The organism is Rhodococcus sp. KRD197 (assembly GCF_017168235.1).
GTDB lineage: Bacteria > Actinomycetota > Actinomycetes > Mycobacteriales > Mycobacteriaceae > Rhodococcoides.
In genome coordinates, this window is the sequence record NZ_JABFAO010000001.1 from 252,770 (window position 1) to 275,519 (window position 22,750).

The window sequence follows — 22,750 nt, forward strand, 5'->3', positions numbered from 1 at the left end:
TCCGGTCGCGTCGGGCAGGACCCCAACTCTCCTACTCTTCAACGTATTTGAAACTCTTTGATTTTCGTGGTGCCGAGGGGGTCGCAGCGCGTAGTCGTCGATGAAGAGCACCTCGATCGCGGTCAACCGTTGGACCTTGACTGCATCGACATGAGCAGCACTGACGGTTTCAGTGGACACACGTACACTGGATTACGTGGGGACGAGAACTCTGAGAACACAGGAGTGGGGCGGACTCGGTGAGCTTGCCCTTCGCGAGTTGGCGTCGGCCGCGGGTGGTATTCGCGCAGTCCACTCGGCAATCGCACGACGCACGTTTGCTGCTGTGCGGCTCGGCGTCGGCCCCGCTGTTCTACCGACACAGCTGATGCACGACGCCATCGCCGCCGGCACCTACGCGAGCATCGAGGCCGCCTGCACCGGCGCAGCCAAAGCAGTCGGCGCGCTGACGAGAGGCGACCACGTGACCGAGGACGACCCCCGACCGTCGCCGTCGCACACTGCGCTCGGCGCGCAGACCATCGCTGTACTGCACGGTCTCATCGGCGACGACATGGAGCGAAGCGCCCGGGTCCTTGCCTACCCGATGGCGATACGAGTCGACGGACGCCCTGTACCCCCGCAGTACCGAGCTCTGGCCGCAGCGTTTCCCCATGCAGGAGCGCATCTCGTGGTGTTCCTGCACGGGCTCGTCGAGACCGAATCGGCATGGCGACTCGGCGGGCGGCCCACGTACGGGGAGCGACTCGACTCCGAAGCCGAAACCACCTCAATCTTCCTGCGTTACAACACCGGACGTCGCATTGCCACGAACGGCGCCGACCTGTCGACCATGCTGGAACAGCTCGTAATAGCCTGGCCTGTACGGGTTCACCGCATCACACTGGTCGGGCACTCCATGGGCGGCTTGGTCTCACGCAGCGCCGCTCACCAAGCTGCCGAGAGCGGCCGCCGGTGGGTGGACCTGTTGACAGACGTATTCACCCTCGGGACGCCACATCTGGGTGCACCGCTTGCACACGGCGTTCACATGGCCGCGGCCGCAATGGCGCTGGCGCCCGAGACCCGACCGTTCGCGAAACTCCTGGCGCGCCGAAGTGCCGGAGTCCGTGACCTGATCCACGGTTCCATCACCAAAGAAGATGGACATGCCCGCTACGCCGACAGCTTCGACGTCGGCGCGGCTACGGATATCTCGGTCCCGGACCGGGTGCGACATCATCACGCGTCCGCCGTCGTCACCGGAAGCCCGCGGAACCCGGTCGGGACCTTCGTGGGCGACGGCCTGGTCCGCACCGACAGCGCCGGAGGCCGAAACAAGCTCCGCAACATAGGTCTTCGCCCGGACGATGGTCTGGCGATCAACAGCGCGCACCACTTCACCCTCCTGAACGACGAGAGGGTGTACAGCTGGATGCGGCGCGCACTGGTCGATGACCCGATGACAAACGCCTCGGATCCCGGCTCCGCGTCCTGATTGGTCGGCGGGCGAATAGGGGAAGGGTCCGTTCTGGGTCCGCACGGCTGCCGATGAACTTCGGGAACCGATCGAAGCTCCAGCGCAGTACACGCGGTACGGATCAGCGTGGCAACGCACTCAGCCGCCGCTGCCGGCGGCCCCGATGGACGAGACTGTCGCAGTGTAAGGCATCACACCTGCATGAGAGACGGCCCCAACCATTGTCACAGGCCAGGGCCGTCTCGTGGAACCTCCTCACGGGATCGAACCGTTGACCGCGTCCGACAATCCGGATTTCTGCACTGCTGCCGTGGTCTACTTGTCGGCGAGACCTATTGCCGCTGAGAGATATTCACGCGAATCTCGAAATGTCTGCGCGACGCCGCGTCCCGCGACGGCTCTGTACCGACTGATCTGATCGTCATCGAGAAGATCGAGGACGGTGCTGGAATCCGCGTGCATCCAACCGCCGTCTCGCACCAATTCGTGGGCGCGCTTGCCTTGCAGGGCTGAAATTCCCTCGACCCTGATTCCATTCGGATCGGTCGACGCTGCGATGTAGTAAGCCTTCTTGCCGGGGTAGCCAGCCTTGACCTTCGAACGCAACCGCAAGACGGCATCGACCGCGTCATCGATGGCAGATGACTGCTCGTCGGAGCCCGATTCGGCAGCAGAGACTCGCGCAATCTCAGCATCCAGTCGAGCAAGCAAAGTGGCGAGGTACTCAAGATCGCTCATCGACTCATGATGCCCTACGACAGTGGACTCCTGAACCAGCACCCGACGACGTTCACAATTCAGCTCCAGCACAATGTTCACCCACGAGCAGGCCCCCGGCGTCCGAGCTCAACCCAGCGGTCTGCCGCCGAGGCTGGCAGCGGGTCTCCTCGACCCGCTTCGAACTACAGATCGACGCACTCCGAACCTCCACAGATCTGGTGATATCACCGTGGGCGGAACCGATCTGGGCTACCTCGGCGCACTGCTCGGGTTTGCTGCACGCACCGTTGGTCCGGCGGTCCCGCGGGATGGTTAATACGAAAGGCCCTGTCCAAGAGAGACATCACCAATGAACTCGTTGTGATGGTCGACTATCACGGCCGAGCACGGAATCGTCTCACTGCCAAACCGGACGTCGGGCGATCTCGAGGCGGGCGCTGGCGCGTTCTCAGTGGAGCACCCGAGGCGGAGCGATAGCCGATGGCTTACGCACGAACCGACCCGTCGAGCTTGTAGATCATAAACTGTCGGCAAGTTTTTCTCGGCGAAACACGCACAGAAACGACGGGCTACCGTTGATCAATTGGGTCGCCACGGCCAGAACTCCACCGGAACACAGGACGTAGAATGCCGAGAACGACGAACGGAAGCATTGATGGCTAGCGCTACACCACCGCCCGGACGACGAGTCCGCTCGTACTCGGGCGTCTCGCCCTGCCACCCCGACATGCAAGCCATTGATCCCTGCGCCGTCGAGCTCGGCCGATGACGCAAGAGGACGCCGTAGCGTCGGTATCTCCCAAGAACGCGCTGTCCCCAAGAGCGATGCTGTCGATGGCGATGCACGCGCAGCCGGGCGTATACGCACTGCTCCTGGGATCCGGGATCTCGACGAGCGCCGGCATCCCTACCGGTTGGGGCGTCGTCAAAAGTCTGGTGTCCAAACTTGCGACCGCCGAGAATCCCGACGATTCGGAGTCCCATGTCCTCGCTGCCGAAGATCCCGAGGCTTGGTGGTCCACGCATGCCGGCAGCGAGCTCGGATACTCCTCTTTGCTCGCTGAAGCCGCGCCATCGGCGTCGGCTCGTCAGGAACTGCTGCGCGAGTACTTCGTTGCGACGGAGGAGGAACGGGAAGAGGGGAACAAGGTCCCCGGGCCCGCGCATACTGCTGTCGCCGAGCTGGTGAAGCGTGGAACAGTTCGGGTCATCTTGACCACCAACTTCGACCAACTGATCGAGCAGGCACTCGACGCAGCCGGGGTCGAGACGCAGGTGATCAGCCGCGCGGATGCCCTCAAGGGAATGACCCCGCTCGCGCACGCCGCAGTGACCGTCATCAAGCTGCACGGCGATTACACCGAACTCGACACGAGAAACACGTTGGACGAGCTGACTACGTACCCGGAACAGTGGATGGATCTGCTGCACCAGGTCTTCACCGAGTTCGGGCTCGTCATCTCGGGATGGTCCGGTGAGTGGGACAAGGCTCTGGTGGCCGCGCTGGAGGCTGCGCCCCGTCGATACCCGCTCTACTGGGACAGCAGATCGGCGAAAGGGCATGGTGCGCGTCAGCTTCCGACCGCACTGCACGGACACCAAGTCCCGGCTTCGTCGGCCGATCAATTATTCAGCGAGCTCGCAAGCAGTATCGACGCGCTGGACCGGCTCGCGGGAACCACCACTGACAACCGCGATGGCGGTTGCACGTTTGAAGCGATATCTACCGAACCCCGTGCTGCGGATCGATCTTCACGACCTGGTGATGAGCAAGGTCGACACTGTAAACACCGTGATTCGAGCAATCCCCTATCCCAGTGCAGTCAGTTTCGAGCAACTCGACGCACACTTCACAGAATTGCTGACGGCTACGACCCCGTTGCTTCATCTCTTGGTCACCGGAGTCCACCACGACGACGGCTCGCACACACAGCTCTGGGTCGATGTCCTCCAGCGCCTGCTCGATCTCAGGCAGACTCACACCGGCAATCCGACCCTTCTCCCGCTCCAGCGCTACCCTGCGCTACTGGCCCTGCAGACCATGAACCTGGTTGCTGTCGAGCGCGGCCGGGACGATCTGTTCATCGGGCTGCTCACCGCGCCGAAGTGGGCAGATGTCGGCCGGGAGCCGACACCCTCCTTCGACGTCCTGCATCTGCAGCGTGTTCTTGAGGAAGGAATGGTCAATGGGCTTCCTCAATGGGGAGCCAACCACCCGGGGGGCATTATCCCGGCAGCCACATCATCCGGCACGACCTACAGACCATCTTCGCAGACCACCTCACAGAAAACGGACAATTCCGCAGGCTGGTGGACGACGTCGAATACCGGACGGGGCTCGTTCAGCACGTCCTCAACGTGCCGTTGACAAGCATGTTCCAAGCCAACTCGGGAGAGTTCGTCGGTGAACGCAATCGAACGCCTGATGGCAACACCCCTGCCGAGACGCGCTTTCAGGAGCATATTAAAAGTAAAGAAGACTCTCGGTGGCACACGATAGGGCCCTCCGGGGTTCTCGGCACTGCAACCCTCAATGCCTACCGTGAAGTTTTGCAGCGGCACCACCGCTACTGAAAGCCCGCCAGGAGACCGGGCAGCCGCATGAAGACCCACCCCAACACCTGACATTTCTCAAAGCAGAGCTACACCACGGTCCAGCCCCCGCTCCGCCCGAGGACTGGGGTCGAGCTGATCCGTCCCGGCATTTCCGGAGGGCTCATTGCGTGAGTGCCTCCTCCGGATTGAGGGTGCGCGTCCGATCGTAGTGGAGTTGCTCGGCGTGGTCGGGCGTGAGGTCATGGCAGTAGCTGTGGGGGCGAAGATCAGGCTGATCAACGCCCGAGGCTACGGCCACCATTCTGCCGCATCGCTGAAAGCAATGATCTATCTCAACCTCGGCGGAATCGAGGTCAAGCTACCCACACAAAGGTAAGGAGGGGCACATGTGTGCGTGCGATCAGAGGCGACGCCCACGTCAGCAAAGCGAGGACCGTAGCACCGATGGTGCCCGCGACCAGGCTTTGCGGCACGGTCGTGACGGTGACAGGACCGATCACCGCAGAGTCTCCCGTGGCAGCGAGATAGGGGCTGTACAGTGCGACCAACGATCCGATCACGGTGAGCAATCCCGACACGGCCAGGGCGCCACCGACCGTAAGCATGGCGACACTGTAGGCAAGCGGACGAACAAGCGTCTTTGGCTCACGAAGTCGGACTTCCGGTCGATTCGGCATCGCGCCGGCTTGTAGCGCAGAAGCGCCGGCCCAATCCGTGTGCGCAAGCATGGCTGAGACGACCGGCAGGCCGAGTCCCAACAGGGCGAGTCCTGCTGTCGCGAGCGCTGCTGCGTGTTCTGCGGGAAGGCTTCGGTCGGTAGTCGCTGCCAGGATAGGTGCCGCAAGCAGAGCCGAGACAGCCACCGCCAATACTGTCCGAGTCATCACCGCGGCGACATACGATGCTGCACGCCAGTGCGGGAGGGTCTCTGGCGCAGAAGCTATCGTCACTCGGCTCACATGCGCATTCTAGGTTCAGACCTTCAATCGCACGGTAGACCCAGCTATACCTTGCGTTCACGGTTCAGGTCGACTGACGCAAAGCGCTTGGTGCGTTGAAATGAACAGAATGATCCCACCGGAACCGTCCGACACTGTCCTGCAGCTCCAGGACGTCACACGCACCTTTACCGCTGGCACGAGTGCATTCGTCGCACTCGATCGTGTCACTCTTGGATGCCGCAGAGGTTCGTGGACAGCCATCATGGGGCCTTCGGGGTCCGGAAAGTCCACGCTGATGAACTGTGCCGCTGGCCTCGACAACCCGGACTCGGGTCGAATCGTTCTCAACGGTAGTGACATCAGCGCACTCAGCGACGACACACTGACCCGCCTACGCCGCAGCGACATCAGTTTCGTGTTCCAGCAGTTCAACTTGGTAGCCGCATTGACAGCACTGCAGAACGTCAGCCTCCCGCTCCGGTTGCTCGGCGATTCGCAAGCAGACTCGACAGCACGAGCTGCGCTTGGCGTACTCGGTCTGGCCGAGCACACCGATCAGAAACCTCGCGAACTATCAGGCGGTCAGCAGCAGCGTGTGGCAATTGCTCGAGCTTTGGCAACGCAGCCCAGCATCTTGTTCGCCGACGAACCGACTGGCGCACTCGACAGCGCGTCGGCAAGAGTTGTACTCGGACTCCTTCGCGAGCTCGTCGATCGAGGACAGACAATTCTCATGGTCACGCATGACCCACACGCGGCTTCTTACGCCGATCACGTCGCGTTCCTACGCGACGGGTTGCTGGTTCGCACCCTCGACGGTGCAAGTGCCGCGGACATCGCCTCTACCCTCACCGACGTGGAGGTTCAGCGGTGATCGCGTTGGCGGCTCGCACATTCTTGGATCGATGGACGCTGTTTGTCGGAACGGTTCTCGCGGTTGCGTTCGGTGTTGGAATCGTTCATGCCGGTATGACAATCATCCTCGGTGTGGAGAACGCTGCGCCACCGGTCGATGCGAGTCCAGCCGCAGCCGAGGCATTCCGCCAGGCAGCCAGTGGTGCGAACACCCTCTCCGGATTGACGGTCATGTTGGGCGCATTCTTGACCGTGTTCGTGGCCGCGTCGACAATCGGCTTTGCAGTGGACCAGCGTCGTCGCGATCTCGCAACACTGCGGATCGTGGGTGTCACCGCCGCGCAGATTCGTCGGCTGCTGCTCGGTGAGGCATTTCTGGTCGCGGTGGTGGGTTCGGCCACCGGGATACTCTTGGGGATCGGCCTCACGTCGGTTCAGCGCATGATCCTCATCGGCTCGGGTGTGTTGCCGGTCGAGATCGAGACCCCAATACAGCCCGCAGTGCTCGTACTAGACATCGTTGTCGCGGTAGCGGTCAGTATCTCGGGTGCGTGGGGGAGTGCTCGTCGCGCAACGCGCGTTCGACCATTGGACGCGCTCCGCCGCACCCAAGAGGAGATGCGGGAAATGGGGCGTCGGCGTTGGCTGGTCGCGGCAGTCGCACTGCTGCTTACGGGAGTTCAAGTGTTTTACTCAGCTTCCAGTGGAGGGATTCTGATCCCCTTGCTGTTGGGGCTCGGCATCATCATCACCGCCTCCGCGGCGATGAGTCGCCTTGCGCCCCTACTGGTGCCTGCCGTTGCGGGTCTCGTGTCCGCAATTGCTCCGCGACATCCTGTCTCGGCAACAACCGTTGCCAACCTACGTGATTCAGTACGGCGGACCGCCTCGTGCGCAGCGCCGATGATCGTACTCGTGAGCATAGTGATGGGACTGCAAGGAATTCTCGACACCCAAACCGCAGCAGGAGAGACCGAGAGGGCCCTGCTTCGAGCCGATCTCGTCGCATCTGGGCAAGCATTCGACTACGGACTAGCCGAAGAGATCGACGGTATTGCCCTCGCCGCACCTGAAACCGTTGTCCCCCTCGCAGTCAGACTTGTCCGCAACAACGTTGCCCTGGACGGCCCTGGAACGGTTGTCGCAGTTGATCCGGATCGGTTTCAACAAATCAGGACATTGCCACCGGCATCCGGCAGTCTCGAAGACTTCGGGCCCAACACAATCGTATTCGGTAGCGGACTGGACAGCCTGACAGTCAACGGAGAGTACGACGAGGTATCGCTGCAAGTCGAAGGACGAACCATTCCCTTTGGGCAAGCCGCCCGCCTACCGGAGACGCTGGCCGGCACAGACGGTTTCTACATCGACCGCTCGATTCTCCCTGCTTCGATGCTCGACCGGAACACATCCGTCCTCGTGCAGCTGGAACTGGACGCCGACGTCGATTCGGTTCGCTCCGAACTCGCTGCTCTGGGCGCAACCAGTATCGAAACACCATCGGCCTTGGCGCACGAGGACAAATCGACGAAGGACGGCGAAAACCGGGCGGTGATGGGTGCAATCGTCGGCCTGGGAAGCCTGTATGCACTGATCAGCGTGTTGAGTACCGTCGCGATCTCCATCGGGCAGCGAAGCGCCGAGCTCGCGACGTTGCGATTGTCCGGCATGACGAGACTGCAAGTCCAAGGCTCAGTGGCCGCTGAAACACTCGCATCGACGCTCATCGGACTGCTGCTCGGTGCGGCAGCTGCGATAGCTGCACTGGTCGGGCTGTGGATCGCAACGTTCCGCGCGTACGGCACTCCGGTCATAGCCATTCCATGGACTCTTTTAGTAGGAATCACTGTGCTGACCACGGCGCTCGTCGCTGCCACCTCGATCATCTCGACGCGATCTGTACTTCGCGTCAGCGCGGTCAAGGCGGTCGGAGCCCTGGAGTAGTCGACCTCGCCGTCACCAGTCCTGAGATGAAGAGCCAGCAAACGAGAGGTGGTCACGGTGGCAAGGCGCCCGGTATGGCAGTCGCTTCCCGGACCGCTCACGGTAACTGTGGCGAGATCTGTCTAGCCCGGATCGACGGATTGCACGCGCGCGGCGAATGACTGGGCAGCGGCCGCGTGCATGACACCCCAAGGGACGTGCAAAGAATGAGCTCCCAGTGTCTTCTCGAAGTCCTTGTAGTGCAAGGCTGTCGGCGCGGCCAGATTGAAGGGGCCACGCGCGGTGGTGCTCAGCGCAGACACGATGGCTTCGACCACATCTGCTGTGGCGACTGCGGGCAGCAAGATCGATCGGTCCATCGGGGGGCACGGGCACCTTGTCCACCACCTGACACCGCTCAACCGTTCACCGAATGCGAACGCCCCGCACATCCGTTTCGGATGTGCGGGGCGTTGGCGTCGATCGGTTCAGCTCACTTCAGGTCGAAGCGGTCGTTGTCCATGACCTTGACCCATGCGGCGACGAAATCGTCGACGAAGCGCTGCTGGGCGTCGGACTGTGCGTACACCTCGGAGAGTGCGCGTAGCTGCGAGTGCGATCCGAAGGTGAGATCGGTGGACGTTGCAGTCCACGTCGGCTCGCCCGTCTTGCGGCTCGTTGCCTGGTAAATGTGCTTGTCCGACTCCGATGGTGCCCACTCGTTCTCGAAGTCGAGCAGGTTGACGAAGAAGTCGTTGGTCAACACTCCGGGGCGATCGGTGAACACCCCGTGCTTGCTTCCACCGTGGTTCGCGCCCAGTGCACGGAAACCGCCGACCAGAACGGTGGACTCCGGTGCCGTCAGCCCCAGCATGTAGGCCCGATCGAGAAACAGCACCTCGAGTGGGGTGTCGGAATCCTCATCGGTCGGGATGAAGTTGCGGAATCCGTCGGCACGCGGTTCGAGCCACGAGAACGACTCGACATCGGTGTTCTCCTGTGAGGCGTCCGTGCGGCCCGGGGTGAACGGAACCGTCACAGAATTGCCTGCATCCGCGGCTGCCTTCTCGACGGCTGCAGAACCTGCGAGCACGATCAGGTCGGCCAGTGACACCTTCTTCGAACCCGAGGCCTTGTCGTTGAACTCTGCCTGGATCCGTTCGAGCACCGGGAGTGTCTTCGCCAGCTCGGCGGGCTCGTTCGCCTCCCAGTTCTTCTGCGGTTCGAGGCGAACCCGAGCGCCGTTCGCGCCGCCGCGCATATCGGTGCTCCGGTAGCTGCTCGCCGATGCCCACGCGGTGTTGATCAGTTGGGTGGTCGACAACTCGGACTCGAGAACAGCCTTCTTGAGCGAGCTGATGTCCTGGTCGTCGATCAGATCATGGTCGACGGCCGGAACAGGGTCCTGCCACAGCTGTGCCTCGGGAACCCACGGACCCTTGAAGCGGGAGACCGGTCCCATATCGCGATGCAGCAGCTTGTACCAGGCCTTCGCAAAAGCCTCTGCCAGCTCCTCCGGGTGATCGAGCCAGCGCCGGGTGATCTTGGCGTAGGCCGGGTCCTCACGCAGGGAGATGTCGGTGACCAACATCGTCGGCGCGCGTCCGGGGCCTCCGAACGGATCGGGGATCGTTCCCGCACCGGCGCCATCCTTGGCAGTGAATTGCCATGCGCCAGCGGGACTCTTGGTGAGCTCCCATTCGTAGCCGTACAGGTTCTGGAGGTAGCCGTTGCCCCACTGGGTGGGTGTGGACGTCCAGACGACCTCGAGACCACTGGTGACGGTGTCCTCGGCCTTGCCCTTGCCGTGCCCGTTCTTCCAGCCGAAGCCCTGCTGCTCGATGGGGGCACCTTCGGGCTCGGGGCCGATCTTGTCCGCGGGACCTGCACCGTGGGTCTTGCCGAAGCTGTGACCGCCGACGATCAGTGCGGCCGTCTCCTCGTCGTTCATCGCCATCCGAGCGAACGTCTCGCGGATGTCGTGCGCAGCCGCGACGGGATCGGGCTCGCCCTCCGGTCCTTCGGGGTTGACGTAGATCAGGCCCATCGTGGTGGCGCCGAGCGGCTTGGCCAGCTCGCGCTCACCGGAGTAGCGCTTGTCGGTGCCCAGCCACGCGTCCTCCGGGCCCCAGAACGTTTCCTCGGGCTCCCACACGTCGGCGCGACCGAATCCGAAGCCGAACGTCTTGAATCCCATGGATTCGAGCGCGACGTTGCCGGCAAGGACCAACAGGTCTGCCCAGGAGATCTTGGTGCCGTACTTCTGCTTGACCGGCCACAGCAACCGACGAGCCTTGTCGAGGTTGGCGTTGTCGGGCCAGCTGTTGAGCGGGGCGAAACGCTGCGCGCCCTGACCTCCGCCGCCGCGGCCGTCGAATACACGGTAGGTCCCGGCCGCGTGCCAACTCATGCGAATGAAGAGACCGCCGTAGTGCCCGTAGTCGGCGGGCCACCAGTCACGCGACTGTGTCATCAGCGAGACCAGGTCGGCCTTGAGTGCGTCGACGTCGAGCCCCTCGAGCGCGGCCGCGTAGTCGAAGTCCGCGCCGAGCGGGTTGGACTTCGAGGAGTGCGCGTGGAGGATCGACAGGTCGATCTGTTCCGGCCACCAGTCCTTGTTCGTCATAGGAGCGTGCCGTTTGGGCTTCGGCGACTCGATGACCGGGTTTTCGCTCTCGCTGGTGCTGTCGGTCTCGGTGGCAGGGGTGGGCGGGCGGCTGTCGGAGGTCACAGTGTTCCTTTCCAATTGCGATGTCCGGCGAAGTGATCACGAACGTGATCAGGTATCGAATGAGTCGGCGCAATCGACACCGGCGATGAAAGCCGATGTACTGCAAGGGAAAGGCCTCGCGCAAGTGTGAGGTGGGTGTTCGCCTCGCGCTTGCGCGGGCGAGACGAACCCGCCTCGCGCCGTGGCCGTTGCCTGACTCATGTTCCCCACGATAAACACGTTCAGCGCTTCGCGCGAGCCTTTTCTGGAATTATTCCAAAAAAAGTTTTCGCGCTACGGACACACGACAGTCGGCGGCGTGTCAGTCGTCGCCGCGGGGTGGGGGAGCGACGTCGACGCCGCCCGAGTTGTGCTCCGGACCGGCTGCCGGATGGCCGGCCGGAACTCGGCTACGCGACCTCGCGGCCTCGCTTTCCGCGGGCGTCTCGTTGAACTTGCGACGCCATGCTTCTTCCGGCCGGTAGGGGCCGGGCTTGGGCCGGGCCTTGCCGCCTGGCAGCGCGAGTCGCGCGATGGTGCGGTGGACCATGCCCCACTGCTGCATCAACGGCCCCGAGTTGTAGGGCAGTTGGTAGCGCTCGCAGATGTCCTTGACCTTGGGGGCGACCTCCGAGTACCGAGTGCTGGGCATGTCGGGGTAGAGGTGGTGCTCCACCTGGTAGCTGAGATTGCCGCTCATAAGGTGGAAGAAGGGGCCGCCGTCGATGTTGGCGGCGCCGACGAGCTGGCGGACGTACCAGCCTCCGCGGGTCTCGTTCTCGACCTCCTCCTGGCTGAAGGTGTACGCCTGATCGGGAAAATGTCCGCAGAAGATGATGCCGTGAGACCACACGTTGCGGATGATGTTCGCGGTGAAGTTGGCAGTCAACGTCGACAGGAAGGTGCTTTCGACGCCGCTGAACCGACGATCGAGCAGGCCTTCGATTCGACTGGTATTGCCGAAGCGGCCCGACCGACGCAGGCGCGAGGCGATCCGCGACTTCTTGCTCTCGCGAAGGCGGCCACCACTTCCGAGCTGTGCCAGCGCGAACGCGCCGGCGCTGACGACCGGCCAGCCGACGTAGTCCTTGACGAACTGTCGACGTGCCTTGCCGGCGATGCCCTTGAGATCGCGGGCCAAATCCTTGAGCGGCTTCTCGCGGCGCCGGATGGCCTCGATGTCGAGGTCGTGCAGCGCGACACCCCATTCGAAGAACGCCATCAGGAGCACGTTGTAGAAGGGCTGCGCCAGATATATCGGATGCCACTTTTGGCGCGGATCGATGCGCATGATCTCGTAGCCGAGATCTTTGTCCTTGCCGCGGATGTTGGTGTACGTGTGATGCACGTAGTTGTGCGAGTGCTTCCAGGACTGTGCGGTCGAGGCCGTGTCCCAGTCCCATACGGACGAGTGGATTTCAGGATCGTTCATCCAATCCCACTGCCCGTGCATGACGTTGTGCCCGATCTCCATGTTCTCGAGAATCTTGGCGATGCCGAGGCACGCGGTACCAGCCACCCAGGCGGGCTTGCTGGTGGAACCGAGTAGCAGAACTCTGCTGGCGGCGAGGAGCTGACGCTGCGCTGCGATCACCGAAGTGATGTAGTTGCGGTCCTTCTCGCCCAGGCTCGCGTACACCTCATCGTGGATGGCATCGAACTCTTTGGCGAGCTCGGCGATGGTCTCGTCGCTCAAGTGCGCGAGCGGGTTGGCGGGATCTGCCCTGGTGGTGCCGTCTATGGTCATTCGATATTCCTTTCCAAGTGCGACCGAGTCACAGTTCGATCTCTATGTCGCCCTCTGCGGTGTTGACGCAGATGCGCACCGCTTGCCCGGTCGGTTCAGAGACTTCCCCGTTTCGCAGGTCCCGCAAACGCCCCGTTTTCAGCGTGCCGACGCATGTGTGGCAGATGCCGATTCTGCAGCCGTACGTGAGATCGAGGCCTGCTTCCTCGCCTGCGGCAAGGATGGTGGTGCCGCCGTCGCACTCGACGTCCTTCTCGCTGTTGACGAACCGGATGGTTCCGCCCTCGCCGTCGCCGTGATCCCCACCGATGACCGGCTGGAAACTCTCGTGATGGAACCGATCGAAGTCTCCCTGCTCTTTCCAGTAGGACTTCAGGTCTTCGAGGTGCTCGCCCGGCCCGGAGCAGAATGCTTCTCGCTCCCGCCAATCCGGTACCAACTCGTCGAGTTCCGAGGCCTTCATGCGGCCCTCGTCGCTGGTGATGCGCAGTTCGACCCGCAATCCGGGGTGCTTGGACTCGAGTCTCTCGAGCGTTTGCGCGAACATCAACTGCTCGCGTGTGTGTACCGAGTGGACGACGACGACATCGGTCATCTGATCGTGATGATCGAGGCTGCGCAGCATCGAAATGATCGGGGTGATTCCGCTACCTGCGCTGATGAAGACCATCTTGTCCGGAATCGGTTTCGGCAGCGTGAAGGTGCCCTCGACCTCGCCGAGACGGACGACGTCACCCTTCCTGATCCTCCCGACGAGATAGGGCGAGACCTTGCCGTCCGGCACGAGCTTGGGGCTGACACTGACCAGGCCGTCCACCGGATCGGGATCGGAGGTCAGCGAGTAGGCGCGCCAGTGGTAACGCCCGTCGATCAACACACCCAATCGCACGTACTGTCCCGGGATATGGCCCGCCCACTCGAAGCCCGGCCTGATGAAGACCGAGACGGCCTCGGATCCCTCGGGAACGATCTTCTCGACTTGCCCACGTAGCTCGCGGGTCGTCCACAGTGGATTGATCAGCGCCAGGTAGTCGTCCGGGCGCAGCGGATTGAACAACAACCTGATTGCGCGCAGGAACGACCTGCGAACCAGTGATACCTGGGGTTTTGCCCCGCGCTCTGCCACATATGCAACCTAACCGGCACCGAGTGCCGGGGTGCGGGAATCAGCGAGAAAACTCGAGAAAGTATTCCGAACACTATGATGTGCAAGGGTTTTGGAGTGTGGCAGATCCGTCGAGCGGGCACGTCTGAACATGAGCACGCCAGGCCCCTGGATGAGTGTTCCTCGGCACCTGCAGTACCAAACATGGAAAATGCCGAGAACAAGGCCAGGGCTCGCCGTCCGCTCGACCAGGACGGGAGTGAGAGACTGATTGCGTGGATGTGCGAGTCAAGAACAACGTGAGAGTCGTGGGCGCCGAAAACGGGCCGACGGTCATGCTCGCGCACGGATTCGGATGCGATCAGCACCTGTGGCGCGGGGTGACCCATCTGCTTGGGCCCACCTGTCGCGTCGTCCTGTTCGACCATGTCGGAGCGGGCGCCTCGGACAGAAGCGAGTGGGACGAGGAGAAATACTCCACACTCGAGGCCTATGCCGCTGATGTCGTGACCATCGCGCAGGAACTCGGGTTGCATGGCGCGGTCTTCGTCGGCCACTCGGTAGCGGCGATGATCGGTGTACTGGCGGTCGCCGATCAGCCCGATCTGTTCAGCAAGCTCGTTCTGTTGACCCCATCGCCCCGGTACCTCGACGACACCGACTACCGCGGCGGTTTCAGCCGCGAAGACATAGACGAACTGCTGGAATCGCTGGACAGCAACTACCTCGGCTGGTCTGCCGCCATGGCCCCGGTCATCATGGACAATCCCGAGCGACCCGAGCTGGGCGAGGAGCTGACCGCGAGTTTCTGCAGAACCGACCCGGCGTGCGCCCGAGCCTTCGCGCGCGCAACGTTTCTGTCCGACAACCGCTCGGACCTCGCGCGGGTCACCGTGCCGACGCTCGTCATCGAATGCGCGAACGATTCGCTCGCTCCCCGCGGGGTAGGCAAATACGTCCACGACGCCATCGCCGGGAGTGAGCTCGTCACCTTGGACACGAGCGGTCACTGCCCGCACTTGAGCGACCCCGAAGTCACGGCGGCCGCCGTGTTGGCCTTTGTCGACGCTTCATGAGTGACATCGATCCGCTGCTGCAGGACTCCGCAGAGGACCTGTACGAGTTCGCTCCGTGCGGGTATCTGTCGACGTGGCCTGACGGGACGATCGCGAAAGTCAATGCAACTCTGCTCAATTGGCTGCAATTCGAACGCCGGCACATTCTTGGCCGTCGCTTCGTCGACCTCCTGACCGCCGGGGGCCGGATTCACTACGAGACGCATTTCTTACCTCTGTTGCTCACACACGGCAAGATCGACAGTGCGGCCGTTGATCTCGTGAACTCGCACGGAGAGAAGCTCCCGGTGTTCATCACAGCAAATGTGCGAATGGGCAAGGACGGGGCGCCGGCGCTGATTCGCATCACCGCTCTCGACGCGCGGGACAGGCGCGCGTACGAGCGTGAACTGATTGAGGAACGGCGGCGCGCCGAACTCGAACGCGAACGCGTACAGGTGTTGGCCACCACCCTGCAGCGATCGCTGCTACCACCGTCGCTGACCCCACCGCCGGGCATCGAAGTCGACGCGTACTACCACTTCGCTTCGAACTTCGATGTCGGCGGAGATTTCTACGACTTCTTCCCGCTGACGGATCAACGGTGGGGATTCTTCCTGGGCGACGTGTGCGGGAAGGGCGCCGATGCAGCCGTCGTCACGTCCTCGACCCGATACACCCTCCGCGCAGCAGCAGTGTACGAGCGCGATCCCGTGGCGATTCTGCGCAACCTCAACTCGGTGCTCGTTCGAGAATTCGGAGCCGAGGCATCTCGCTTCTGCACAGTCGTGTTCGGCACTCTGACGTGCCGCGAAGGCGGTGCCGATGTGGAATTGGCCAGTGGGGGTCACCCGCCGGCGCTGGTGTTGCGTGCGGACGGGACCGCCGAGTATGTGGGAACTCCAGGAGGTCAGTTGGTCGGAATTCTGCCGGATGCACGCTTCGTCTCGGCGCGGGTGCGCTTGAGCGTCGGCGACACATTCGTGCTGTACACCGACGGGTTGACCGAAGCGCGAACCGGGACCGGGAGTCACCGATACGACAACGAAGGCGCGCTGCTCGAATTCGCGACCAAGCACGCACCGACTACCGCGTCGGGGATCGTCGGCGCGCTCCGCGAGCTGATGGAGAGCTTCGGCAGCGGGCTCGAGGACGACGCGGCGATCATGGCACTGGGAATCCCGCCGCACGGGAGTCTTTGAACGCATCCCTCCTACGCCGAACAGCTTTACCAGGAGAAATAGCGGAGGTCAGCTACTCGATCCGCCCGAAAGCCACCGCGCCGAGGATGGTGTGCGCGCCGGCGATGGTGCTATCCAACGGCTCGGATGTCGGATCGAGCAACCACTGCTGAGTCATCATCAGCACAGCCCCGACCAGACCCACCGCGAGCGTGCGCCGATTCGGCCCGGCCAGGCCGTTGGCTTTTCCGGCGGACTCGGCGACGGTAAGGACCGCGTCGACAAACACCGAGGTGGTCTGCCGGTAGAGGGCATCGACCTCGGCCGAGACGCCCAGGACTTCGAGCAGCACGATTCGTGCCGATCGGGGATCCTCGGCGATGGTGCCGAAGAAGTTCGACAGCGCCTGCTGGAGAACCTCCTCCGCAGTCATCTCCGTACCCGGTGGCACCGGTAAGGGCGCACGGATGCCGTCGAGCAGCGTTGCCGCCGCCCGCGTATAGACAGCCTTCAGCAAATCCTCACTGTCGGAGAAAGATTCGTAGAAGTATCGTTTGGTCACTCCGGCCGCCCCGCAGATCCGATCGATCGATGCGGTTCGATAGCCGCTGGTGCCGAATATCTCGACTGCGGCGTCGAGAATTTTCTCCCGTCGTTCCTCGCGTCGTCGACCGGGCGGTGATCCCCGGTACGGCCGCCCGTCGGGTTCGTCGATACTCACCCGACGATCTTGGCATTGATTCGATTTCGAACCGTCCTTGACACCGGGGCCCGCCGACTGGAAAGTGACACGTAACAGTTCCCGATCAGGGGGGAACGGAAACTGGAGGCCACGCGCGATGTCGACGCTGTCGAACAAAGTTGTGTTCATCACCGGTGCGGCGCGGGGGATCGGCGCCGAAACCGCCCGCGCGCTGGCAGCGCGCGGATGCCGGCTCGTACTCACCGACGTCGATGCGGTCCCGCTGCAAGAACTGCAGATCGAACTCGGCGCAGTCGCGGTGACCGTCGTCGCCGACGTCCGTGATCTGGATGCGATGAACCGCGCGGTCAAACAGGGGATCGACGCGTTCGGTGGGATCGACCTGGTACTCGCCAATGCCGGCATCTCCAGCTACGGCTCGGTCATGCAAGTCGATCCGGCCACCTTCGCGCGGGTCCTCGATATCAATATCCTCGGGGTCTTCCACACCGTCCGCGCGACGCTACCCAGCCTGATCGAGCGCAAGGGGTACGTCCTGGTCGTGTCATCGCTTGCGGCGTTCGCAGCATGCCCGGGGCTGGCCTCCTACAACGCAAGCAAAGCGGGCGTCGAACACTTCGCCAACGCCCTCCGTCAGGAGGTCACGTACCAGGGCGTCGGTGTCGGCTCGGCCCACATGGCATGGATCGACACTCCGCTCGTGCGGGACGCGAAGAGCGACCTGGCTTCCTTCAGCGAGATGCTCGCGGTGATGCCCGGACCGCTCGGGGCGACCACCTCGGTGGACAAGTGCGTGAACGCATTCGTCGAGGGACTCGACAAGCGCAAGCGCAAGGTCTACGTGCCGAGATGGGTCGCCGTCGCCGAGTTCTTCCGCGGAATCCTCAACTCTGCCATCGGCGATCGTGCACTGCTCGAGCATGTTCCGCGGCTGCTCCCGAAGATGGACGCCGAGGTGGCCGAACTGGGCAGGTCGACGAGCAAACGCAATACCGCACTGTAAATCCACCCGCCCACACGAAAGACGCTCCTGTCGATGACAACAACATCCACCTCGGAAGCCTCGAACCAGACCGGTGTCGAGACGGTCGACTACCTCATCGTCGGCGCGGGACTGTCCGGTATCGGCGCCGCACACCACCTGCAATCGACACTCCCGGACAAGACCTACGCGATACTCGAAAGCCGCGCGGCGATCGGCGGGACGTGGGATCTGTTCCGCTACCCCGGAATTCGTTCCGACTCCGACATGTACACCCTCGGCTACAACTTCCGGCCCTGGGTCGGTGACAAGTCGATCGCCGACGGCGCGTCGATACGCGAATACATCGAGGACACCGCCCGTGAGGATGGGATCGACGCGCACATTCGGTTTCACCACAAGGTAGTCACCGCCGAATGGTCCTCGGCCACCTCGCAGTGGACGGTCCGCGCCATCCGATCCGACACCGGTGAAACAGCGACTTTCGTCGCCTCGTTTCTGATGTGCTGCAGCGGCTACTACGACTACGACAAGGGATACACACCGGAGTTCGCCGGTATCGAGAACTTCGGCGGAACCGTCGTGCATCCGCAGCAGTGGCCGGAGGACCTCGACTTCGCAGGCAAGAGGATCGTCGTGATCGGCAGCGGCGCCACGGCCATCACCCTCGCACCGAATTTGGCGGCCGACGCCGCGCACGTGACTCTCCTTCAGCGCTCGCCGAGCTACATCATGTCTCTGCCGGCGAAGGATCCCATCGCACTGGGGCTGCGGAAAGTTCTGCCCTCGCGCGCCGCGTACTCGGTCACCCGTATGAAGAATGCAGTGACGGCGATCGGCATGTACGTCCTGTGCCAGCGCTATCCAGAGTTCATGAAGAAGCGCATTCGCGCACTGCAAGAGGGCTGGTTACCGAAGGGCTACGACCTCGACACTCACTTCACACCGAACTACAACCCGTGGGACCAGCGACTGTGCCTGGTTCCGGACAACGATCTGTTCCGGGCGATCCGCAAGGACCAGGTCGAACTCGTCACCGACCACATCGACCACTTCACCGACACCGGGATCGCGCTGAAATCCGGCAAGCACCTCGATGCGGACATAGTTGTCACGGCCACCGGACTGAACCTGGTGGCATTCGGTCACGTCACCCTCACAGTGGACGGGCGAGCCGTCGACCTCACCGAGACGATGGCCTACAAGGGCATGATGCTCACCGACGTTCCGAACTTCGCGTTCGTCGTCGGCTACACCAATGCTTCGTGGACACTCAAGGCCGATCTGGTGTCCGACTACATCGCGCGTCTGCTCGAGTACATGGACAAGAACGGCTACCGCGAGGTGCGGCTCGAACGGGATCCGTCGATCGAGGAGGAACCGTTCCTCGATTTCGCTGCCGGGTATGTCCTCCGCGCAGTCGACTCGTTCCCCAAGCAGGGCTCGAAGGCGCCCTGGAAGCTTCGGATGAACTACTTCCGGGATCTCCCGGCGCTCCGATTCGGCAAACTCGTCGACGAGAACATGAGCCTGCGCTGACGAATGCCGTAGCCGAGACGTCACCGAACCGACTGTGACGTAACACCAACCGGGGACCGGACGATTGGTACTCGAACGTTACTCGAAGAACAGCCTGTGCGGTTGGTTGGTTGCGGCCAGGCCTGGCATCATCTGCCTCACGTGTCCGCTCGAGTCGGCGCAAGAAAATCGGTAGTTTCGGGAGTGGAGTGTTCATGGGTATCTCGCGCGGGGTCGTACTGACCGCGGTGGTCACGTTGGCAGCGACAGTCGTGTTGTCCGGCTGTGGAACCGACATCGAAAGCACGGCCGACGTGGCCCCTATCGACTCGAACCCGATTGCCGAACTGCTCAAGCCCAAGCTGACATCCTCCGTCGCCGACGGCGCCGTCGGGTTCTCGCCGGCAGACCCTGTCACCGTGAACGTGGCCGACGGCAAACTCGCGCGGGTCACCATGCTCAACCCGGAGGGCGAACCGGTCTCCGGGGCCATTTCGCCCGACGGCTTGACGTGGAGCAACACCGAGCCGCTCGGCTACGACCGGCAATATCGGATTCAGGCGGACGCCTACGGACTCGGCGGTTCCACCACTACCGTCAGCTCCTTCACCACGAGCCAGCCGGGCAACTTCACCAAGCCGTACGTGATGCCTTTCGACGGTGCAGTCGTCGGTGTCGGTCAACCCGTTGCCGTTCAGTTCGACGAGAACATCACCGACAAGGTTGCCGCCCAGAACGCGATCGAGGTGACCACCACGCCGGCCGTCGAAGGGGCGTTCTACTGGGTCAACAACCGCGAGGTTCGCTGGCGGCCGCAGAACTACTGGGCGTCGGGCACCCGGGTCGAGGTCGACGTGAAGGTGTACGGCCGCGACCTCGGCGGCGGAATCTTCGGTCAGGAGAACGCGAGCACCTCGTTCACCATCGGTGACGCCGTCGTCGCCACCGCCGACGACAACACCAAGCAGGTCACTTTCAACGTCAACGGTGAAGACGTCATGACCATGCCGACGTCCATGGGCAAGAACAGCACACCCACCGACAACGGCGTCTACATCATCGGTGATCGTTTCGAGCACCTGGTGATGGATTCGTCGACCTACGGCGTGCCGGTCAACTCTTCGTCGGGATATCGCACGCCGGTCGACTGGGCCACCCGGATGTCCTACAGCGGCATCTTCTTCCACTCGGCGCCGTGGTCGGTCGGCCAGCAGGGCTCGGTCAACGTCAGTCACGGTTGCCTCAACCTCAGTCCCTCGAACGCCAAGTGGGTTTACGACAACACCAAGCGCGGCGACATCGTCGTCGTGAAGAACACCCTCGGTGGCACGTTGTCCGGAGTGGACGGTCTCGGCGACTGGAACGTGCCCTGGGAAGAGTGGAAGGCCGGCAACGCCACCTCGATGTGAGCGAGGCCGGACCGTTCGGTCAGTCGACTTCAGGGCTCTGGTAGCGGGTGGGATCGATACCGAGCGTCTTCAGGTAGGCGAGCGGTTCGACACTGGACCCGTTGTTCCTGACTTCGAAGTGCAGGTGTGGGCCGGTGGAATTGCCGGTGCTCCCAACGGTGCCTAGCTGATCGCCCGCTTGAACGGTGTCACCGACGTTGACGGCGAGCGTGGACTGGTGAGCGTAGTAGGTGACCGTGTTACCGCTCTTGACGCGGACCAGGTTGCCGTAACCGTCGCCAGCATTTCCGGCCTGTTCGACGGTACCGCCGGTGACCGCGTAGACCGGTGTCCCCGACGGGGCGGCGAAGTCGACGCCCTGGTGGAACTGGTTGCCGTTGCCGGTCGGGCTGTTGCGGTTGCCGTAGTGCGATGAAACCCGGTAGGTCTTCGGTGGCAGCGGAAGGATGGATCCGCCCAGGCCGATGGCCGGGGGAGCGAGATCGATCTCGGGTACCGCCTCGGTTGTGTCGGCATCGGGAGCCGTCCCGAGTTCCGAATCGAGGATTGCGGCTGCGACCTCGTTGATGAGCACGCCCGTCGCGTCCAGGACGGCAGCGAGGATCGCTGCGCGCTGCGCAGCGTCGGGCATCGGGAACGATGCTGCGGGGAGTTCGATGGTCGGCTGCGCCGCGGCAGTGGCGGGATTGATCAGACCCGTCGTGCCCAGGCATAACGCAGCCGACAACACCGAACCCGCGATGACCCTATGAACTCTTCGACCCACTGAAATGTCTCCTCGTCTCTGCCCGACTTGCGTATCCCTCGTGGGGCTTCGAACTGCTGATGGCGCATTTCGGGGCGCGTCGAATCGACGCTGCGAGTTCACAGCTTCAACATCGGTACTTTTCTTCCCCAAAAGTGCCGTTTGTAACCGTACGTCACATCAATCACATAAGAAACTCTGGTTCGCGAATTACATCATCGTAATTCGTTGTGGGACTTCGCCGTCCGTGCGGGCACTGGTGCCGACGGGGTAGTGCGGGCGCTCTTTCGCGGTGAGGCGACTCGACTGGACGGCGCGGGCGCACAGCAAAAAACCCGGCCTCCGCGAGGAGACCGGGTTTCTTGTTCAGGTGGGGTGAGTGACGGGACTCGAACCCGCGACCCCCAGGATCACAACCTGGTGTTCTACCAGCTGAACTACACCCACCATAACTACGTCAGCTCCGCCCTCTCGGGCTTTCGCATCAGCAGCGGAGGTAATACTAGCGGTTCGAATTGCCAGTAGCGAATCGCCCTCAGGAAGGGGTGTCGAGACCCTCGACGACGGCTGCGATGTCGCTGGTCGACGGGCCCGGGGGAGTCGCGAAGACAGTCTGGCGGTAGTACTGAAGTTCCTTGATCGATTCCTGGATGTCTGCCAGCGCGCGATGCGCCAGACCCTTCGGTGGCTGACCGAAGTACACCCGCGGGTACCAACGGCGCGCCAGCTCCTTGATCGAGCTCACGTCGATCATGCGGTAGTGCAGATACGTGTCCAGCTCACTCATGTCCCGGGCGATGAAATTTCGATCGGTGCCGATCGAATTGCCGGCCAGCGGGACCGTCCGCGCAACGGGGACATGTTCGCGGATGTAGGCAAGGGTCCGCTGCTGCGCTTCCTCGAGGGTTACGGTCGAGGCCCGTACCTCCTCGGTCAGCCCCGACTTGCGATGCATCTTCTTCACCACGTCGGGCATGTTCGCCAGCGCCTCGTCATCAGCGTGAATGACGATGTCGACACCCTCGCCGAGCACATTCAGGTCGCTGTCGGTGACGAGCGCCGCAATCTCGATGAGTTTGTCCTTCGCCAAATCCAGGCCGGTCATTTCGCAATCGATCCACACAAGTTTGTCCTGCACAGC

General features: G+C 62.8%; 19 protein-coding genes, 1 tRNA gene and 1 pseudogene. 11 read left to right on the plus strand and 10 right to left on the minus strand.

The window, feature by feature from the left end; all coding sequences use genetic code 11:
- Positions 1-196: 196 nt before the first annotated feature.
- On the plus strand, positions 197-1,477 hold the full coding sequence (locus J1M86_RS01190) for an alpha/beta hydrolase (protein WP_307786495.1): 1,281 nt from the start codon (positions 197-199) through the stop codon (positions 1,475-1,477).
- A gap of 297 nt (positions 1,478-1,774) precedes the next feature.
- On the opposite strand, the gene J1M86_RS01195 is transcribed toward J1M86_RS01190, so the two are convergent.
- Positions 1,775-2,197: a phosphate acetyltransferase gene (locus tag J1M86_RS01195; protein WP_206508491.1), complete on the minus strand. Its 423-nt coding sequence runs from the start codon at positions 2,195-2,197 to the stop codon at positions 1,775-1,777.
- An 822-nt stretch (positions 2,198-3,019) separates the two neighbouring features.
- Between J1M86_RS01195 and J1M86_RS26955 the strand changes: the two are divergent.
- The 3 genes and pseudogenes from J1M86_RS26955 to J1M86_RS01205 all read left to right on the plus strand — a co-directional run.
- Positions 3,020-3,646 (plus strand): annotated as a pseudogene (locus J1M86_RS26955) (SIR2 family protein); the annotation flags it as partial.
- 229 nt (positions 3,647-3,875) lie between these two features.
- Positions 3,876-4,547, plus strand: a complete 672-nt coding sequence (locus J1M86_RS26190; protein WP_241259398.1) for a hypothetical protein — start codon at positions 3,876-3,878, stop codon at positions 4,545-4,547.
- 396 nt (positions 4,548-4,943) lie between these two features.
- The gene (locus J1M86_RS01205; RefSeq protein ID WP_206508678.1) at positions 4,944-5,111 is read left to right on the plus strand and encodes a hypothetical protein; all 168 of its coding nucleotides are present in this window, start codon (positions 4,944-4,946) and stop codon (positions 5,109-5,111) included.
- On the opposite strand, the gene J1M86_RS01210 is transcribed toward J1M86_RS01205, so the two are convergent.
- Complete coding sequence (locus J1M86_RS01210; protein WP_206508494.1) at positions 5,089-5,694, minus strand: hypothetical protein; 606 nt, start codon at positions 5,692-5,694, stop codon at positions 5,089-5,091. The genes J1M86_RS01205 and J1M86_RS01210 overlap by 23 nt on opposite strands.
- Positions 5,695-5,794: 100 nt before the next feature.
- Here J1M86_RS01210 and J1M86_RS01215 point away from each other — a divergent pair, with 100 nt between their 5' ends.
- Together J1M86_RS01215 and J1M86_RS01220 are read left to right on the plus strand one after the other, a co-directional pair.
- The gene (locus J1M86_RS01215; protein WP_241259399.1) at positions 5,795-6,550 is read left to right on the plus strand and encodes an ABC transporter ATP-binding protein; all 756 of its coding nucleotides are present in this window, start codon (positions 5,795-5,797) and stop codon (positions 6,548-6,550) included.
- Positions 6,547-8,475 carry an FtsX-like permease family protein gene (locus J1M86_RS01220; RefSeq protein WP_206508496.1) on the plus strand — a complete coding sequence of 643 codons (1,929 nt, stop codon included), beginning with the start codon at positions 6,547-6,549 and terminating at the stop codon, positions 8,473-8,475. The genes J1M86_RS01215 and J1M86_RS01220 overlap by 4 nt, the downstream gene beginning before the upstream one ends.
- Before the next feature lie 122 nt (positions 8,476-8,597).
- On the opposite strand, the gene J1M86_RS01225 is transcribed toward J1M86_RS01220, so the two are convergent.
- The 4 genes from J1M86_RS01225 to J1M86_RS01240 form a co-directional block, all read right to left on the minus strand.
- Positions 8,598-8,834, minus strand: coding sequence for a hypothetical protein (locus J1M86_RS01225; protein WP_206508498.1), 237 nt, complete (start codon positions 8,832-8,834; stop codon positions 8,598-8,600).
- Positions 8,835-8,947: 113 nt separating this feature from the next.
- A complete protein-coding gene (katG, locus tag J1M86_RS01230) occupies positions 8,948-11,185 on the minus strand; it encodes a catalase/peroxidase HPI (RefSeq protein WP_206508503.1) in 2,238 nt (745 codons plus the stop codon).
- 301 nt (positions 11,186-11,486) lie between these two features.
- Complete coding sequence (locus tag J1M86_RS01235) at positions 11,487-12,911, minus strand: acyl-CoA desaturase (protein ID WP_206508508.1); 1,425 nt, start codon at positions 12,909-12,911, stop codon at positions 11,487-11,489.
- 28 nt (positions 12,912-12,939) lie between these two features.
- Positions 12,940-14,037: a ferredoxin reductase gene (locus tag J1M86_RS01240; protein WP_206508510.1), complete on the minus strand. Its 1,098-nt coding sequence runs from the start codon at positions 14,035-14,037 to the stop codon at positions 12,940-12,942.
- Positions 14,038-14,291: 254 nt separating this feature from the next.
- Here J1M86_RS01240 and J1M86_RS01245 point away from each other — a divergent pair, with 254 nt between their 5' ends.
- Both J1M86_RS01245 and J1M86_RS01250 read left to right on the plus strand, forming a co-directional pair.
- Positions 14,292-15,092: an alpha/beta fold hydrolase gene (locus tag J1M86_RS01245; RefSeq protein WP_206508512.1), complete on the plus strand. Its 801-nt coding sequence runs from the start codon at positions 14,292-14,294 to the stop codon at positions 15,090-15,092.
- Positions 15,089-16,273 (plus strand): SpoIIE family protein phosphatase, encoded by a 1,185-nt coding sequence (locus tag J1M86_RS01250; RefSeq protein ID WP_206508514.1) that lies wholly within the window; start codon positions 15,089-15,091, stop codon positions 16,271-16,273. The genes J1M86_RS01245 and J1M86_RS01250 overlap by 4 nt, the downstream gene beginning before the upstream one ends.
- Before the next feature lie 52 nt (positions 16,274-16,325).
- Here J1M86_RS01250 and J1M86_RS01255 read toward each other — a convergent pair whose 3' ends face one another.
- A complete protein-coding gene (locus J1M86_RS01255; protein ID WP_269417543.1) occupies positions 16,326-16,973 on the minus strand; it encodes a TetR/AcrR family transcriptional regulator in 648 nt (215 codons plus the stop codon).
- Between the two features lie 118 nt (positions 16,974-17,091).
- Between J1M86_RS01255 and J1M86_RS01260 the strand changes: the two genes are divergently transcribed.
- The 3 genes from J1M86_RS01260 (at position 17,092) to J1M86_RS01270 (ending at position 20,864) form a co-directional block, all read left to right on the plus strand.
- Positions 17,092-17,958, plus strand: a complete 867-nt coding sequence (locus J1M86_RS01260) for an SDR family oxidoreductase (protein ID WP_206508518.1) — start codon at positions 17,092-17,094, stop codon at positions 17,956-17,958.
- 33 nt (positions 17,959-17,991) lie between these two features.
- On the plus strand, positions 17,992-19,476 hold the full coding sequence (locus J1M86_RS01265; protein WP_206508520.1) for an NAD(P)/FAD-dependent oxidoreductase: 1,485 nt from the start codon (positions 17,992-17,994) through the stop codon (positions 19,474-19,476).
- Positions 19,477-19,670: 194 nt separating this feature from the next.
- Complete coding sequence (locus J1M86_RS01270; RefSeq protein WP_206508522.1) at positions 19,671-20,864, plus strand: Ig-like domain-containing protein; 1,194 nt, start codon at positions 19,671-19,673, stop codon at positions 20,862-20,864.
- A 19-nt stretch (positions 20,865-20,883) separates the two neighbouring features.
- Here the strand turns inward: J1M86_RS01270 and J1M86_RS01275 are convergent, their stop codons facing one another.
- The 3 genes from J1M86_RS01275 to orn form a co-directional block, all read right to left on the minus strand.
- Positions 20,884-21,630: a M23 family metallopeptidase gene (locus J1M86_RS01275; RefSeq protein WP_206508524.1), complete on the minus strand. Its 747-nt coding sequence runs from the start codon at positions 21,628-21,630 to the stop codon at positions 20,884-20,886.
- Positions 21,631-21,980: 350 nt separating this feature from the next.
- Positions 21,981-22,056: transfer RNA gene (locus J1M86_RS01280), tRNA-His, on the minus strand.
- 88 nt (positions 22,057-22,144) lie between these two features.
- Positions 22,145-22,747: an oligoribonuclease gene (gene orn / locus J1M86_RS01285; protein WP_075839390.1), complete on the minus strand. Its 603-nt coding sequence runs from the start codon at positions 22,745-22,747 to the stop codon at positions 22,145-22,147.
- Between the last annotated feature and the right edge of the window lie 3 nt (positions 22,748-22,750).